10 protein-coding genes and 2 pseudogenes are annotated in these 16,662 nt (G+C 66.0%); 6 read left to right on the top strand and 6 right to left on the bottom strand.

Annotated features, from left to right (window positions below):
• Nucleotides 1–38: 38 nt before the first annotated feature.
• The gene (locus tag GCL84_RS19915) at nt 39–1,250 is read left to right on the top strand and encodes a tyrosine-type recombinase/integrase (protein ID WP_156754316.1); all 1,212 of its coding nucleotides are present in this window, start codon (nt 39–41) and stop codon (nt 1,248–1,250) included.
• A 757-nt stretch (nt 1,251–2,007) separates the two neighbouring features.
• Here GCL84_RS19915 and cas7c read toward each other — a convergent pair.
• The 4 genes from cas7c to cas3 are packed head-to-tail and all read right to left on the bottom strand — an operon-like array spanning nt 2,008 to nt 7,843.
• Nucleotides 2,008–2,880, bottom strand: coding sequence for a type I-C CRISPR-associated protein Cas7/Csd2 (gene cas7c, locus GCL84_RS19920; protein ID WP_156757035.1), 873 nt, complete (start codon nt 2,878–2,880; stop codon nt 2,008–2,010).
• A gap of 23 nt (nt 2,881–2,903) precedes the next feature.
• Complete coding sequence (gene cas8c / locus GCL84_RS19925) at nt 2,904–4,847, bottom strand: type I-C CRISPR-associated protein Cas8c/Csd1 (RefSeq protein WP_268891371.1); 1,944 nt, start codon at nt 4,845–4,847, stop codon at nt 2,904–2,906.
• A gap of 3 nt (nt 4,848–4,850) precedes the next feature.
• Nucleotides 4,851–5,546 (bottom strand): type I-C CRISPR-associated protein Cas5c, encoded by a 696-nt coding sequence (cas5c, locus tag GCL84_RS19930; RefSeq protein WP_197523383.1) that lies wholly within the window; start codon nt 5,544–5,546, stop codon nt 4,851–4,853.
• A gap of 35 nt (nt 5,547–5,581) precedes the next feature.
• Nucleotides 5,582–7,843, bottom strand: a complete 2,262-nt coding sequence (cas3, locus tag GCL84_RS19935) for a CRISPR-associated helicase Cas3' (protein ID WP_156757037.1) — start codon at nt 7,841–7,843, stop codon at nt 5,582–5,584.
• 835 nt (nt 7,844–8,678) lie between these two features.
• Here cas3 and GCL84_RS19940 point away from each other — a divergent pair.
• From GCL84_RS19940 to GCL84_RS19955, 4 genes and pseudogenes are all read left to right on the top strand, one after another.
• Nucleotides 8,679–9,836, top strand: coding sequence for an IS701 family transposase (locus tag GCL84_RS19940; protein ID WP_407924415.1), 1,158 nt, complete (start codon nt 8,679–8,681; stop codon nt 9,834–9,836).
• A gap of 308 nt (nt 9,837–10,144) precedes the next feature.
• Nucleotides 10,145–10,342: pseudogene (locus GCL84_RS19945) on the top strand (helix-turn-helix domain-containing protein); the annotation flags it as partial.
• Nucleotides 10,343–10,585: 243 nt separating this feature from the next.
• Nucleotides 10,586–11,569 (top strand): AAA family ATPase, encoded by a 984-nt coding sequence (locus GCL84_RS19950; protein ID WP_156757039.1) that lies wholly within the window; start codon nt 10,586–10,588, stop codon nt 11,567–11,569.
• 117 nt (nt 11,570–11,686) lie between these two features.
• Entirely contained in the window at nt 11,687–14,140 is a 2,454-nt protein-coding gene (locus GCL84_RS19955; RefSeq protein ID WP_197523381.1) for a S8 family peptidase, read from the top strand.
• Between the two features lie 74 nt (nt 14,141–14,214).
• Here the strand turns inward: GCL84_RS19955 and GCL84_RS19960 are convergent, their stop codons facing one another.
• Both GCL84_RS19960 and istA read right to left on the bottom strand, forming a co-directional pair.
• Nucleotides 14,215–14,439, bottom strand: coding sequence for an ATP-binding protein (locus GCL84_RS19960; protein WP_197523382.1), 225 nt, complete (start codon nt 14,437–14,439; stop codon nt 14,215–14,217).
• A 17-nt stretch (nt 14,440–14,456) separates the two neighbouring features.
• Nucleotides 14,457–16,096, bottom strand: a pseudogene (istA, locus tag GCL84_RS19965) (IS21 family transposase).
• A gap of 91 nt (nt 16,097–16,187) precedes the next feature.
• On the opposite strand from istA, the gene cas1 reads away from it, so the two are divergent.
• The coding region (cas1, locus tag GCL84_RS31045) for a CRISPR-associated endonuclease Cas1 (RefSeq protein WP_156757041.1) at nt 16,188–16,662 on the top strand (475 nt) is incomplete at its 3' end.

The raw sequence follows: 16,662 nt of genomic DNA on the forward strand, positions 1-16,662 counted from the left end.
GGGGCGCGCCCGCATCCCTCGTAGAGAGACGTGAAGACATGGCATGGGCTGAGAAGCACGGCAACGGCTACCGGGTCCGTTACCGACTCGACGACAACCGACTCTCAACCGAGACAGGGTTCACCACCTACGACCAGGCCCGCGACCGGGCCTTGGACATCGAGTCGTTGATGCGCACGGGGAAGTTCGTCGACCCCCGCGCCGGGCAGACACTGGTCCGGAACTGGGTGCTGGCGTGGTCGGAGGCCACCGACGTCAGCGAGAGCAGCTGGGCCAAGTACGACTCACACCTGCGCAACCACATCCTGCCCCGCTTCGGCGACACTCCCCTCAACCAAATCAGCCGCATCGTCGTCAAGGGGTGGGTCAAGAAGCTGCGGCGCGGGTTGGCCGACAACACCGTCGCCGACATCGTCACCCTGTTCTCCATGATCCTCGGCGAGGCCGTCGACGAAGGCCTCATCGGCGCCAACCCCTGCCGCAAACTCCGCGCCCGCACCGGCGACCAACCCGAGCGACCCCACGCCACCACCATCCAGGTCCGCACCATCGCCGCCCAGACCGTGCGGGCGCAGGACGAGATCCTCATCTACACCGCCGCCTACACCGGCATGCGCTGGGGCGAGATCGCCGGACTCCAATGGCCCAACGTCGACCTGGACAACGCCAAACTCAGGATCCACCCCGATCACGGGGCCCTGCACGAGGTCAACGGCAGGGTCTACCTCGGGCCACCCAAGACCGCGGCCAGCGTCCGCATCATCGACTTGGCCCCGTGCACCGTGGCGATGCTCACTTTGCTCCGGGACAGCCAGCCCGACGAGCAGCGCGCGGTGTTCACCGGGGCCGACGGCGGCTGGCACCGGCGGTCCAACTTCCGGCGACGCGTGTGGCTTCCCGCGACACAGGGGCACCGGACACGCGGCTGGGTGCCCGTGATCCCGGCCATGCACTTCCACGACCTACGCCACACCCACAAGACCTGGATGATCGAAGACGACACCCCCGACGTCCTCCAACACCGCCGGTTGGGCCACCGTCAGCACGGAATCAGCGGCGTCTACTCCCACACGACCCAGGTCATGGCCGACAACCTGCTCGCCGCTCTCCAGCGGCGTTGGGAGCAGTCCGGGAGCACGATCCGGGGTGACCTCTACCGCACCACGAAGGGGGTCAAGATCTTTTGCTCCCAATCTGCTCCCACAGACGCAGAACAGCCCGCCGACGAAGATCGTCGACGGGCCGTCTGACCAGCAGAAACTACTGGTGGGCGATACTGGGATTGAACCAGTGACCCCTACCGTGTCAAATTAGATAAACCCGAAGCGCCGACCTGCATAGGCGATATCAACGCAGGTCGACTAGACAATTTTTGGTCAATTCAAGACCCTTGAATACGGTTCAATGAGCCAACCCGCTCCCAATGCGGGTCGACAGATCGATCCCACAAAGATTACGACCAACAGTGATTGCACCCATGTCCACGACCTACAGGGTCAGTGCGATCACATCGGCGCGCTGTGGGTGTGCGGCGCCGTCCGCGCGACATTATGATCTGCGCTGACCGGGGGCCAGCGCTGCCCGCGAAGCTGAGGCGCACCGGACGCTCAGGGTTGTACTGCGATCCTCGCTGTCCCGGAGGACCAGCGCTGCTCCCCATGCTGACCCACCACCGCGGGTCTGCGGAGTAGTTGCGATCCTCGCTGATCCCGGAGGACCAGCGCTGCCCGGGCCAGGGAGTCGAGGTCGGCGCCGACCTTGGCGGTGTTGCGATCCTCGCTGGTCCCGGAAAACCAGCGCTGCACGCGACCTGGGATGCCACGGCGCTCGCGCTCGAACTGTTGCGATCCTCGCTGGTCCCAGAGGGCCAACGCTGCCAGTAACCGCACATCTCTTGGGCAGTCCGCCAAGCCAGAGTGGCTTCGGCCGCTCTAGTCCTCTTAGCGGTATAGGTACGGAACGGTGACTGTCACGACACATTTATGCCTTCGCGACCGCCAGTAACAGTCAGCCAACCAGCGTAGTGAGGATAACGCCAGCGTGTTCGGTGTCGGTTGTGTCGATTTTGTAGTCGTTGATGGTGCGGGGCGTGGTGTTCAGAGCATTGATGGTGATGCGGCTGAAGAGTTGGCTTGCACGAGCTCGACCGTAGGCGTCGTCGTGGGTGAAGATGTAGAGGCCTTTGACGTCCATTTCGCCGCGTCCGCTAGCGCGGTCGTGTTCGAAGAGGTTCGTGAGGGTTTGCCACAGGGTCGCCAGGTCATCCGGGGTGACGCCGGTGTCAGTGCCGCGGGGTGCGCTGTAGTGGAGGTGAGCTCGATAGAGGCCGTAGTGGACGGTCCACTTGGTGCCCATCTCGGTGCTTTCGCCGCCTTCAGCAATGTCTTTTTCGGTGGTTTGGGTGATGCGGGTGATGCCGTGTCCTTGAGCGAGGACACGGTCGATGCTGCGGGCGAAGGTGAGTTGCACCGGTCCGCGGACGCGTCCGGCGTTGCCGTTGCCGGTGCTGACGACGCCGCCGAACATGCGGATGTCGTAGAACTCGTTGCACAACCACTGTTGGACGATGCGGCGCTGGTCGGGGGTGGTCTTCTTGGTGACGGGGGTGGCGGTGGCGGTGAAGGCGCGGGCGATGTTGGTGTTCAGGGCGGTGTCGGCTTCGACGAAGATCTTGTAGCGGGGCTGGTCGGGGTGCAGGAGGGGAATCTGGTCGCGGATCTTGCGCTTGAGACTGACGTCGGTGACGAGACCTTGGCCGGTCTCGACGTCGACGCGGGGTTGGTTGCCGGCGTCAGGGTCGCCGTTGGGGTTGCCGTCGAGGACGTCGAAGATCAGGACGGCGTCGTGGCGGCGGGTTGGGTCGAGGTGCGCGTCGGTCATAGTGTGGCTCCTTGTCGGTTGGGTCAGTTGTCGGTGGTGGGACTGCTGGCGGTTTCGAGTTCGGTGTCGCCGTCGTCGGGGCCGTCCTGGGTGGCTCGTTTGCGGGCGGCGATGGTGGCGAAGCGGTGGTTGCGTTGGTCGGCGTAGCCGTTGAACCAGGAGCACTGTTGGGTGAGGTCGAGGCTTAGTGGCATGGGGTTGAGGCGTCCGCACAGTTCGTCGCGGAGTTTGGTGTAGGCGGTCGCGGTGGCGTCGCGGTGGCGGCTGTGCAGTTTCTTGAGGTGGGCTTGGGCGCCGCGCAGCAGGTCGGGCATGACGCGGGCGGGGCTGGTGGAGGCGGCGGTGAGGTAGCGGTCGGTGAGTGTGGTGTTGAGCTTCTTCTTGCCGTCGAGGGTGCTGGCGTCGTACTGGAGGGATTCCAGGACGGCGAACAATCGTCCGGCCAGGTAGGCGGTGTCGTCGCTGGTGTCATCGAGGGCCATCGGAGTGGTCTTTCCGGGTTTGAGGGTGCGGGTGGTCAGCAGACGCAGCAGCGCCAGGCGGGGGTTGTCGATGCGTTTGTCGGCGCGGAGTCGTTGGACGAGGTGGAAGGCCAGCGAGTGTGGCAGTGGTGTTGTGCGCAGGGCGGCGGCGAGCAGGTCGCGTTGAGCGGACAGCGGGCGCCTGGCGCCGGGGTCGCCGAGTGGCAGGTAGGTCTTGGTGCGGGGGTCCCAGCGGCCTAGGGCGAGCAGGAGTCGGTGCAGGGAGAAGCGTTCGATTCGACCTGTCCAGGGGTCGATGACGGCGTGCTGGGCGAACCAGGTCGCGATGGCCGCCTTGGCTGCGGGCAGGGGTATGTCGATCCAGTCGCGCAGGATCAGGCGGGTCTTGTTGGCGCTGACCGCGGCGGCGCAGAAGATACCGGTGTCCACGCGGCCGGGTTCGCGGCCTTGTTTGGGGCTGTCGAGCATGGTGCCGACGGTCTTGACCAGGTGCCGCGGGCCGGGACGGGCGGTGATGGGGTCGTCGGGGGGCAGTTCGGCGAGCAGGCTGTCGATGGCGGCGTCGTCGGGGTCGAAGAGCAGTTCGATGGGGGCGGTAGTTCCTGGGGGGGTGTCGAGCAACCACCAGGTCAGGGCGGTGTCGCCGATACGGCGTGTGTGGTCGCGGCTGCGCAGCAGGTGGTCCAGCGCGGCGACGCTCCATTCGGCGCAGGTGCCACAGATGGGGGCGTGGGCGAGCTGGGGGGTCAGCTCGTAGCCCAGGGCGGGTTTGTTCATGCTGGCCAGGGTGACCGCTGAGGGTTGCGGTCGGTTCTTGCTGCGGCTGTCGGGATCGTGGCCGATGGCGGGGATCAGTCCGGCGGTGACCTGGCGGGGAAAGGTGTCGACCAGGGTGCCGGGTTCTCCGCAGACCAGGCACACACCGGTGCCACCGCTGCTTTTACGGGCCTGTGCCACCTGGGTCCAGTACTGGGCGGCGGTGGTGGACCGGTGGACCGGGGTGCCATCGACGCGGAACATGACCAGATCGCTGGCAGCGTACTTGCCCGGCTTGGTCAGGAGTTGCGCTTCACCGGTCGTGAGGAACGCGCGGAGCGCTTGGGCGGCGAGATCCTGGGGATGGTCCTCGGCCCAGGCGGTGACCAGGTCGGTGAAGGCCTGGTGGCACCGTCGGGCGCGTTCCGTGTCCTTGACCGGTGTCGGACTTGCTTGAGATGGCGGAGTGGTCCAGCCGAGGGCGTTTTGCAGGTTGTCACAGGCGAGTAGCGGTTGGGGGCCGATGCCGGAGCGCTGAAGCTTGGGAACGAGTTCGCGTTTGCCCTTGCGCCGTGCCGGTTCATCGGGCACGGCCAGGTCGACCAGCTCCCCCAGTGGCTGCCCGTGGGGGTCGAGATCGAGCATCCAGCGCACGGCGCTCCAGGTGTGGAAAGGCAGGGGCATCTCGTCGCTGGTTCTGGCGAAATCACGCAGGCGTTTGAGATACACGGCTTACCCCTGTCCGACGGCGTCGAGGTCGGTCGGGGTGTTGTTCTCTCGGAGGATGGCCGCGTCGCGGACCGGGTCGTGAATGCCGTCGGAGGGCACCCGCAGCACACCGGCGTGCAGTTGCGCGGTGAACCACAGCGAGCGCGGAGTGCCGCTGGAGCGGTCCACGCGTAGAAGCATCACGCCCAGGTCCTCGTCGTGTGGATACGGCGTGACACTCAGGTCGGGTGGGCCGAAGTCACCAGCGGAGAATTCGCGGCATCCCAGGTAGGGGTGGCTGAAGCTGGCACCACGGTCGAGGCGGCGCCGGAACTGGGACAGGTATTTGCCCAGTCCCTCGGTGGCGTGCGGCCGCAGTTGCAGGTCGGCGTGGATGCGGTAGGCCACGTCACGCAACGCCAGGGTGAACCTTTGGTCGCGATCACTGGTCACGTCGTAGTGAAAGTGCTCGCCCTGTCGGCGGATGGTCGACAGGCTCGGCGGGTTGGCGATCTCGTTGCGACGGATGTGGAACCACTTGATCGGGCGCAGCAGCTCGATGCGGCGCACGAGGTAGTCGAACTCCGGCTTCCAGAAGATCGACTCCAACAGGCCGACCGCGGCGCTGGGGGTCATCATCGGGTAGCTGATCCGTTCGGCTTTGGCTTCCGGTCGAGTGAAGCACGCGAAGTCGCCAAAGACGTCCAGGACCACGGGCATGTCCGTGGTCGCGGGCTTGAGTCGTGGTCTGCTCACTAGTCCTCCATGGAAGGGTCCGTGGTGGGGTCGTAGGTAGGATCGATGCCGATGTGCGGGTCATAGGGGCCGTGCCACTGGTACAGGTCGCCGATCAGAGGTGTCAGCAACGTCTCGGGCATACGATCTGCGGTCTTGCGCGGCAGGGACGCCAGGAACGGCTGGAGGTGGCGCATCCGCTCGGGGCCAACCGGACGCCCACGGCGCAGGGTCTCGATCACCCGGTCGGCTTTGGCTCGGATACCGGGGTCCTCGACGGGGGTGTAGTCGACGAAGACCGGCACGCTGTGGTCGTCGATCATGCGGAACAGGTCGGCGGTGCGGGTGAAGTCCCAGTCCCGCCGCGCCGCCACCACCGCACGGCCGAGCGCTTCGGCGCCCAGGCTGGAGTAGAGGGCTGGGAAGTAGCGCGCCAAGGCGGTCAGGTCATCGGGCTCGGCCCGCCGTGGGCCGAAGCGAAGCCGAGTCTCGTGCAGCGGCACCTCATACGACGGGGGCCGCCCCTGCTCGCGCGGGTCGAAGATCACCACGAGACCGCCCTCGACACCAAGGTGCCCTTCACGATTGCACCGCCCTGCCGCCTGCAACAATGCCTCCGCCGGCGCCATCGCCCGATACAACACCGGAAAGTCCAGATCCACACCGGCTTCGATCAACTGTGTAGAAGCCACCAGCACGTCCGCGCGATCCTTCTGGAGTTGGCGGATGTTCTTGATGATGTCAAGCCGGTGACGCAAACACATCCGGGTCGACAAATGTCGCAATACTACAGCAGTCGAGATCTCCCCCCGGTCCTGCATCAACCGCCAGTGCCGGTGGACCTCACGGGCGTGGTCGGTGGTGTTGACCACCACCAGCGCTTGACGCTGCTCTGCCGCCTGCACCGCCACTTCTGCCAACGTCGGCCTGCCCTGATTCCACCAGCGGTAGCGCACCCGTCGCAGCCGGGTATACAACTCGGCGGGGTCGTCGATGACGTCCACCGGTTCCACGCCCTCGAGCACCGGCAGATCCCAGAACTCCGGCTGGGTCGCCGAGGCCAGCAGTACCGTGACACCGAAGTGTTCCACCAACTGCCGCAACATCAGCAGCACCGGCTCCAGCACGTGCAGCGGGATCGCCTGCACCTCGTCCAACACGATCACCGAGTTCGCCAACCGGTGCAGCTTGCGCATCCGGCTCGGCTTGCGGTCGTGCAACGACTCGAACAACTGCACCGTGGTGGTCACGATGAACTCGGCGTCCCAGTTCTCCGCCGCCAACCGCTGCCAGCGCCCCGACCGCTCACGCCGGCCCCGTACCGTGCGGCGCCGAACCGCCTCCACATCGATCGCGCTGTGGTGCTCCAACACCACCTGCCCGGTGCATTCCGGGTCGAGCAAGTCCCGATAGACCTTCGCGTTCTGATCGGTCACCGACAGAAACGGCACCACCACGACCACCCGACGCAGCCCGTGTCGCACGGCGTGGCGCAGCGCGAACCCCGCCATCGCGTACGTCTTGCCCGAACCGGTCGGCGCACTGAGCCGAAAAAAGCCCTGCTCTGTCCCGGCTGCGGCGACCGAAGCCTCATAGACACGTTTGCGGACATCATCGACCGGCGAGGGCTTGCGATCGACCAACTCCTCGGCGCGACCGCACTCGAAACGATCGAGCAGCACCTTCATGCCCACCGACATGCTCTCCACCACCTCGTCGGGAACCCGGAAGTGCGCCGCGGTGTCGAGGTAATCGGCATCCACCAGCGCCGAGAACACCATCCTCAACAGCATCTCCCCAGCCAGTGGGTCCTCACGCGTCCCCTCAGGCCACGTCGGACGTGCGGCGCTGCGAAATTCGGGCATCAACCCGGTCAACCGCCGCACGGCCTCAGCCTCGGCCGCCCGATCCCGCTCAGGGCTGCTCAGGAACCGGTGCAACTCCACCGGACTGGTCAGGCCACCGTGATGGCCGTGCACGGCCATCACCCACCGCCACAACCCCAACCCGACCCCCCATCGCATACCGGCAGCCTTGTGATCTACCCCCACCGAAGCACCCGTGGACGCCACGGTCGCCAACCCACGCTGCCACTCATCGGTCGCCTTGCCCACGTCATGCAGCAAGCCCAACCACCAGGCCAACACACCGGCGCCGAAAACCTCACCGAAACCCTCGGCCCGCTCCGCGACACCCCTCAGGTGCTCCTCCAACCCATGCCATGCCCCGGCATGGTTGCCGCTGTGCGCCCACAGACACCAATCACTCTCATCTGACGACATGCGTCAGTGGTACTCCGAGACACCGACAAAATCAGAGAAAATGAATCATCTTCGCAAAAATAGCGGCGATCGGCACGCTTTCGAGTGAAAAATAAGCCGAACGTTGAGCCAACAGGCAGCAATAGTTGGAATGAACTTGCTAGTAGCTACGTAAGTTAAATTTCGCTTCGCCTACCATCCCCAGTTAGAGACCTGGCTCGATAGTCGACCAATTATGATCTTGAGTAGTGATCAGCAAAGATGGTCGCGTTTCATCGGGTTGCGGCCCTCGCTGGTCCGGAAGACCAGCGCTTATGCCCAGCCACACTGCGCCGAGGTCGACGGTGACGTTGCGATCCTCGCTGGTCCTGGAGGACCAACGCTGCCGCCATCACACACGGCCAGGCCGACCCGGAGACGGTGTTGCGATCCTCGCTAGTCCCGAAGGACCAGCGCTGCCGCCGATCTTCTCCGACATCGGGCCCGTCCCCTCGACGCTGCGATCCTCGCTGGGCCCGGAGCACCAGCGCTGCGGCCCGCTTCAGACGGCGCTGATCGCCGCGGTCGCGTGATTGCGATCCTCGCTGGTCCGGAAGGGCCAGCGCTGCACTGAAAGCCGCCGAGGTCCACCACCACTGGAGCCTCTCCGCTGCCATCATCGAATTGACCTCCTACAGCGCCGAGGTGCACGGCAAACCCATCACGATCCCCGGCCTAGCCCGCCGCCTCCACACCGACGCGTCCTCCACGCGCGCCGCTCTCGAGATCCTTCGCCTCGACCCCGACCTGGCCCTCACCGAAGACCTAATACGACAACGACAGGTTGTGATGTGACTGGCTGGCGTGGTAGTTGATCATGGTGTTGGTTGAGGATGTGCGGTCGTGGTCGGCGGGGTTTGAGTCGTTCGTGGGCGGGTTCGCCGCTCGATTTCCGAGAGTGGAGTCTCGGCGTCAGATGCGTTGGTATGTCAGGGGTTTGCTGTCCGAGGCGGAGAGGAAGAACGGGTGGACGCTGGCCGAGGCGGTCGGCGAGGCGGGTCCGGAGCGGATGCAGCGGCTCCTGAATTTCTATGCCTGGGACACCGATGGTGTGCGGGATGATCTGCGGTCGGCGGTGGTCGGGGTGTTGGCTGATCCGGTCGATGGTGTGCTTGTTGTCGATGAGACGGGTTTTCTGAAGAAGGGGACGAAGTCTGCAGGGGTTGGGCGACAATATTCGGGAACGGCTGGCCGGATCGAGAATTCGCAGATCGGGGTGTTCTTGGCGTATGCGTCCGCGCGGGGTCGGGCGTTGATCGACCGGGAGTTGTACTTGCCGAAGGACTGGGTTGACGATCGGCCGCGGTGTCGGGGCGCTGGCATCGGCGATGAGGTGGGTTTCGCGACGAAACAGGTGTTGGCGCAGCGCATGATCGAGCGTGCGATGGATGCGGATGTGCCGTTCGGGTGGGTTGCCGCGGATGAGTTGTATGGGAATGACACGAAGTTTAGATTGTGGATGGAGTGTCGGGGGATCGCGCATGTGGTCGCGGTTCCCAAGAGCGCGATGGTGGTGACCATGTGGCTGACCAAAGAGCGGGTCCACACGTTGATCGACCAGGTCGAGGAGAGCGAGTGGAGGCGGTTGAGCTGCGGTGACGGGGTTCGCGGGCCGAAGGTATCGGACTGGGCGGTGCTGGACATCCGCCCGTTGCGCGATCCTTCGAGGGGGCATTGGCTGCTTGCTCGGCGCAGCCTGTCCGACCCCGCGAAGATCGCTTATTACGTTTGTTTCGGGGCGGCGGACACGCCCTTCGAGAAGTTGGTCAGGGTCGCCGGTGCGCGGTGGGCGATCGAGGAGTGTTTTCAGACCGCGAAAAACGAGACCGGTTTGGACCACTACCAGGTTCGCGGCTATCAAGCCTGGCATCGGCATATCACCCTGTCGATGGTCGCGGCGGCGTATCTCGTGGTCACGCGAGACGCCGCCAAAAAAGGGGGCCCACGACGGGACACGCACCGCGTTTGCCCCTGACCGTGAATGAGGTCCGGCGACTTTTCAACCGCATCACCAACCCTGTGGCCCATACAGTCCCCCACATACTCCACTGGTCTGCAAAACGGCGCGAGAACCAACTCAAGACACATCTCAGTCGCTTACGACGAAGATCAGATCACAACCTGTCGTTGTCGTACTAAGCATCTGGCCACAAGTTGTGTCTGTCAGGTGAGTTCACCTTGCTGTGAACGTGGAGAGCCCCGTCGTGTTGGATCGATTACCACACCTGAACCCACCACGACGAGGCCTTCACCAGTAGGCGCCCCGCGCATGTCTACGCCGACTTGACCCCTGCCCAGCACCTGGAGTTGGTGACCGCGTTGCGCGGGCCGTGGCGGGTCGCCGCCCGGATCGTGATCGTGTTGCTGTCCGCGCCCGGGATGAGCGCACCCGAGATCGCCGATCTGCTGGGCTATGACCCGATCACGGTGCGCCGCTGGAACACCCGACACACCCGCGACGGCCTGCCCGGGCTGCCCGAAGCTTTCGGACAAGACTTCTGGCCAGGTGCTTAGTCCGCCGCGTAGCCCGCGCACGGCCCACCACCTACCCGCGCCACTCAACGACGCATCCGGATATCGGCACGAGCGGACGTTCACGTGGATGGCTGGGTAGCCGCCGGTCTTTGGCGACCTCCTGCTGGATTGGACGAGTCTCGACCGGCGTTGCTGGCTCGGCGCGCTATGGTCAAGCATGGTGTTTGAACGCGGAGGGGAGGTGAGGTCGTGGCCACGGCTGACCAGGTAAAAGCCATGGTGAAGAGCCATGCGGAGGGTGACGACACCCGCTTCTACTCTGTTGCCCTGCAGGTCGCCGCTGGAGCGGCGCGGCAGGGGCAGAACCGGTTCGCGCGGGATCTCCGGGACCTCGTCGACACGCTGCGTACACAGCAGGGCTCGAAGTCGGTTGCGTCGCGCCCGGTCCCGGTGGTTCAGCCGCGCGGTGAGCTGGCGCAGCTACTGACGGTTACCTACCCGCAGAACCTCCTCGCCGACCTGGCGCTCGATACGAACGTGCGGGAACGGCTTGCCCGAGTGCTGCTGGAGCAACGACAGAGTGACCGCCTCCGGTCGCACGGCTTCCAGCCCCTGCGGCGGCTGCTGCTGACCGGCCCCCCGGGGACTGGCAAGACGATGTCGGCTCATGTACTGGCCGGTGAGCTGCGGCTTCCCTTGTTCATGATCCGGTTAGACGGGCTGATCACCAAGTTCATGGGGGAGACGGCCGCGAAGCTGCGGCTGATCTTCGATGCGCTGTCGGAGACTCGCGGCGTCTACTTGTTCGACGAGGTCGACGCACTCGCAGGGGATCGCGCTGCCGGGAACGACGTCGGTGAGATTCGGCGGGTGCTGAACTCGTTCCTGCAGTTCCTTGAGGTCGACACCTCCGACAGCCTGCTGGTCGCCACGACCAATCACCCACAGCTCCTCGATCGGGCGATGTTCCGCCGCTTCGACGCGGTGATCGACTATCCGCTGCCCGCTGACGAGGTCGTGCGCGACGTAATCCGGGCCCGCTTGGCCAACGTCCCCACCGACCGGCTGAACTGGTCGAAGATAGACGCGAATGCCGATGGCCTCAGCCACGGCGAGATCACCATCGCTGCGGATCTGGCAGCCAAGGAAGCGATTCTGGCCGGCAACGGCCGAGTAACCACGACGAGCCTCTGTGCGGCGTTGCAGGAGCGGCGCCAGCACCTGCTCGGCTGATCCCAAGGCAACGCCGTGCCAGAACCACGCGATCGCCCCCATCTTTACATCCCAGTCCCAGCGCAAGCCGTCAACTACTCACCACCACCGCGCGCGATCAAAGGCAAAGCAGTCCCGGTGCCACCGGATCGGCGCCAGCACGGCCAGCAGTTGCACGACGCTCTACGACAGGTCGATGCCGATGCGACGGAACGACGGCGTCAGCGTGAGGTGGAGGTCGAAGGTGCGATTGACGGCGTCTACATCAGCTTCGAGAGCTTCCCCGGGGTTCAGCTTGCCCTAGAGAAGCTCGACCCCCGGCAGGGCGCTCTCCATCCGGAGTTGCGGTCGGTGCAGGAGGTAGACCTCGGCGACGGAGTGACCGTGGAACGAGCGACCGTCTTCGTCCCGCAGGGCAAGCTCAACCACTTCCTGGACCGGATCACCCGGTACGTCGAAACTGCAGACGCTGCGAAGCCCCGCAATCGGGAGCTGGTGGACCGTATCCAGGCGGTGCGGACGGCTTCGATCGTAGCGTTGTGGACCGACCCGCCGGACGAGTTCCCGGAGCAGGCGCAGATGTTCTGGTGGGAGGCGTGGCTGCGCCGCCGCGACGGCGACGAGGTGACCCGGTTTCGCGCGTTCGCTGCGGCCGCTGGGCTGCGGACCGGTCGTCGCAGCCTCGGGTTCGGGGACCGCACGGTCCTGCTGGTCGAAGCGACCGTCGAGCAGCTCGCCTCGGCCGTTGACGTTCTCGACGACTTGGCCGAGCTGCGCAGGCCGCACGACCCGACCCAGTTCCTGGCCGAAGGTGACGCGACCGAGCAGTCCGCCTGGATCGGCGACCTCGTGGACCGGCTCGAGCCCGCCGACTCCCAGGCGCCCGCGGTCTGTGTCCTCGACAGCGGCGTCTACCAGGAACACCCCCTGCTGGAGGGCTCTCTGCCCATGCTGGACTGCCATGCCGCAGACCCCTCATGGCCGGTCTTCGACGACCGGGGACATGGCACTGAGATGGCCGGACTTGCCCTGTACGGCGACCTCGGACAAGCCCTGGCTTCACCGCAGCTGCTGCGGCTGCGTCATCGGCTGGAGTCGGTCAAACTGCTTCCACCGCCACAGCTGCAGAACGCCCCCGACGTCTATGGTGCGGTCACTGCCGCCGGAACGAGCCGAGCCGAGATCCAGGCACCCGCTCGCCGGCGGGTCTATTCGCTCGCTGTCACTGCGCCCGCAGCCACGTCGACGAACAGCGCGGCAGCCGGGCAGCCGTCGTCCTGGTCGGCCAGTCTCGATGCACTCGCCGCCGGTCGCGGTGTCCTCGCCGACGAGGACGGGCTGGTGTTCCTCGACGACACCGGCCACGACGCGAAGCGGCTGTTCGTCGTATCGGCTGGCAACGTGCGCTCCTGGAAGCCCGGTGACGAGCATCTCGACCGCAGCGACCTGGAACCGGTGGAGGACCCGGCCCAGGCGTGGAACGTGCTGACCGTCGGCGCGTACACCGAACTGGACACCATGACCGGCGCTGCCGCCGACTTCGCTGGCTGGACACCCTGGGCGCCGCGCGGCGAACTCTCGCCGTTCAGCCGCACCTCGGTCGCGTTCAGCCGGACGTGGCCGGTCAAACCCGACGTCGTGCTCGAAGGCGGCAACGTCGCCCGCTCACCGGACGGCACCATGTTCGACACCCCGCCAAACTTGCAGCTCCTGACCACCAACGCGCCTCTGAGAACCACGCGCCTGCTGACCACGACCTGCGCAACCAGCGCCGCCACCGCCCAGGCAGCGGCGCTGTCGGCCTCGGTGATGGCGGAGTATCCGTCCCTTTGGCCGGAGACCGTTCGGGCGCTGATCGTGCACTCCGCCGAGTGGACACCAGCGATGAAGGCCCAGTTCCCGGCTGGCAGGAGGAAGGCACCCCGCATCGCCCTCCATCGCCGCTACGGCATGGGCGTCCCCGACCTCGCCCGAGCCACGCACAGCGCCATCGACGCCTTGACCCTCATCGCGCAGGACACCATCCATCCCTTTGACGCCGGCGCCATGCGCGAAATTCACTATCACGATCTGCCCTGGCCCACCGACGTGCTCGCTGGCCTCGGGGGAGCGCAGGTCCGACTGCGGGTCACGCTGTCGTACTTCATCGAACCCAACCCCGGCCGGCGCGGCTGGCAGCGTCGCTACAGCTATGCCTCTCACGGTCTTCGCTTCGACATCCGTCGCGCGACCGAGTCCAACGCCGAGTTCCAAAAGCGGATCAACGAGAAGGCCCTGGCCGAAGACGAGCAGCGAGCCACCTCCAGCAACGACACCGGCGAGTGGTTCTTCGGCTCCGACCACCAGCGCGCACCGGGCTCCTTGCACACCGATATCTGGTACGGGAACGCCGCCGACCTCGCCCAGCGCGGCGCCTTGGCCGTGTTCCCGGTGACCGGCTGGTGGAAAGAAAACAAGGCTCGAGACCGCAGCGAGGACGGTGCCCGCTACGCCCTGATCTTATCGATCGAGACACCGGACCTCGACGTCGATGTTTGGACACCTGTAGCCCAACAAATCAACATTCCTGTCAGCATCACCACGGCACCGTGAGATCCGCACTCAACCAACATCGTCGCAACAAGGAAGCCCGCACCGGGGCCAACGGTGGGATGCTCAACTTCGCACTAAATCTCTTCATGCGGGAACCCGGCGCCCTTGATGCGACGTTCGGAGCGTCGGCGGTCGCGGTCGTCGCACTCGACCATGAGCAACTCCGCGAGGAACCCTCGATAGGTCAACTGCTCACGTTCGGCGGCGTCGGCGATCTGGGAGACCTGGGACCGGATCGAGGGCAGCCGCAGTCCCCGGCAGGCTTGGTCGATGGCGGCGTCGGCGGCCTGATCGGTCATGGTTCGACGTGCTCGGCTCACGAGACTTCTCCCTGCGATGGTGATGCGTGCGGCGGTGGCCGGTTCTGGGCGGCGCGGCGAGGCAGAAGCTGGTCGTAGGCTGCGACCGATGGCGGCGGCCTTCGATCCGGTGGCAGCTGCGGACCGGCCAGGCGCCGTTCGGTCAGGCTGATCACCCGGCCGGAACCGGGTAGTGGGTCGGGCTCGACATCGGCGTCGCGGCGCAGGCGGCCGGCGTTGCGGGCTTCCAACGCCACCACGTCGCAGGTGCTCGCTCCGGCGCCGAGGGCGATGGTGATCCCGGCGATGACGTCGGCGGCGGGCAGATGCCGGTGCAGCAGCAGGACCTCGATCAGTGCCCGTGTGCCAGCGGAGTCGCCGTGCGCGGTGCGCGCGGCCGACCAGAACGCCTCGTGCGCGACGGTGAACACGCCAGCCTTGCGTGCCTGCTCCAGCACGGTGGTGCCCGGTTTGCGCAGCAGCACCTCGGGGTAGTGATCGAGCACCATCGTCCGGGACCACTTCGTGATCGCCCTGACGTGCCGGGCGACCTCGACCCGCCCGTCGAGGACGACGACCTCCGAGGCCCGCAGCAGCACCCGGACTTGTTGCCGATCAGCTTGGCGGGCACCGAGTAGTAGCACTGGCGGACCGTGACGCAGCCGTAGCGGTCGACCCGCGGCGTCAACGTCCGGCCCGGTTCGAACCTCTCGTCCGGCAACGGTGCGAGCAAGGACGCCTCGGTGGCGAAGTCGGCGCCGATGGTGCGGACCCGGCCCTCGATGCGTCGGGCGTCTTCGGCGATGTCGACCGCATCGATGCGCGCGTTCAACTGGGCGAGTGTGTCGATCTCGGGAACGGGGACCAGGTAATTGCGGCGGAACCGACCGATCTCGCCCTCGACGCCGCCCTTCTCGTGGGCCCCGTCGACGCCGGGCATGCAGTAGAACGCCTCGAACCCGGCGTGCGAACGGAACCACACCCACTGATCCGACTCGGTCCTCGACCGGCCGCCGAGCACCCGCGAGACCGCGGGTTTCAGGTTGTCGTAGCGGATCTTGCCCGCAGGCACCCCGCCCAGCACGGAGAACGCGTGCAGGTGGCCCTCCACGAACGCCTCCAAGCCTTACGAGGCGAACACCTGGTGCGCCGACTTCCCGGAGTAGGACATGCGCAGCGCGAACAGGAAGACCTTGGTCCTCACCCCAGCCAACACGACGTGGAGCTCGCCAAAATCGACCTCGGCTTCCTGGCCGGGCTCATGGGTTTGCAGGATGAATCCCTGCTCACGACCCTTGCCCGCTTCCGCGTTGATCTCCTTGCGGCGCGGACCGACGTAATCGCGCACCGTGGTGTAAGGCAGGTCCGTCACACCGTGCTCGTCGATCAATCTGGCCACCATCCGGCGGACGGTGTGGTGCTGCTTGCGCGGTGCGGTCAGATCGACCCGCAGCATCTCGTCGATCCACGGTTTGACCACGTCCAGCCGCGGTGAATTCCGAATCGGTCTTTTCCGCGGTGTCGGCATCGCCGTGTCCATCGCCTGTAGCACCGTGCGCCGGTGGACTCCATAGCGTTCGGCCAGCTCTCTGATCGAGTCGCCCTGTCGGGCATCCCGGCGGATCGCCTCGAACAGTTCCAATCTCGGATCGGCCACGAAAGGCCCCCTGACTACGGTGCGGTGATCGTGGCATCACCCGACCGGTGGGGCCGGATCAAGCCGCCCCGACACGCTCCATGTCACCCAGGTGGGGCCGGATCAGGCCGCCATCCTGGGGCCACCGCAAACCGCCAGAGCCAACCCCCACCGCCGCCTCGCCCAGTACCGCGCCCACGACAACCCCGAACACCGACTTCGACTCGCCCGAGCGTTCGTCGCGGGCAAACTCCACAACTACCGACAACGACTCCTGCGCGCCGCCCGCGACAACACCAGAACACGCCAAACCCGCCTGCGCGACACCACCGAACACCACGCCACCGCCCTCACCCGACTCGAACACACCCGCGGCCTCGACGAATTCCTCGGCATCGAAGGAAACGCCACCCGCGAGTACTTCCAAGCCCTCGACCACCTCGCCCCCGGCACCGCACCCGGCCGCTCCCGACGACCACCCACCGACCCAGTCAACTGCCTGCTGTCCTTCGGATACGGCATGCTCCGCGTCGCCGTCCACGGCGCCCTCGAACACGTCGGCCTCGACCCCTACCTCGACTACCTCC

Origin of the sequence: Actinokineospora pegani (assembly GCF_009745975.1) — a bacterium.
In the GTDB taxonomy this organism is placed as follows: domain Bacteria; phylum Actinomycetota; class Actinomycetes; order Mycobacteriales; family Pseudonocardiaceae; genus Actinokineospora; species Actinokineospora pegani.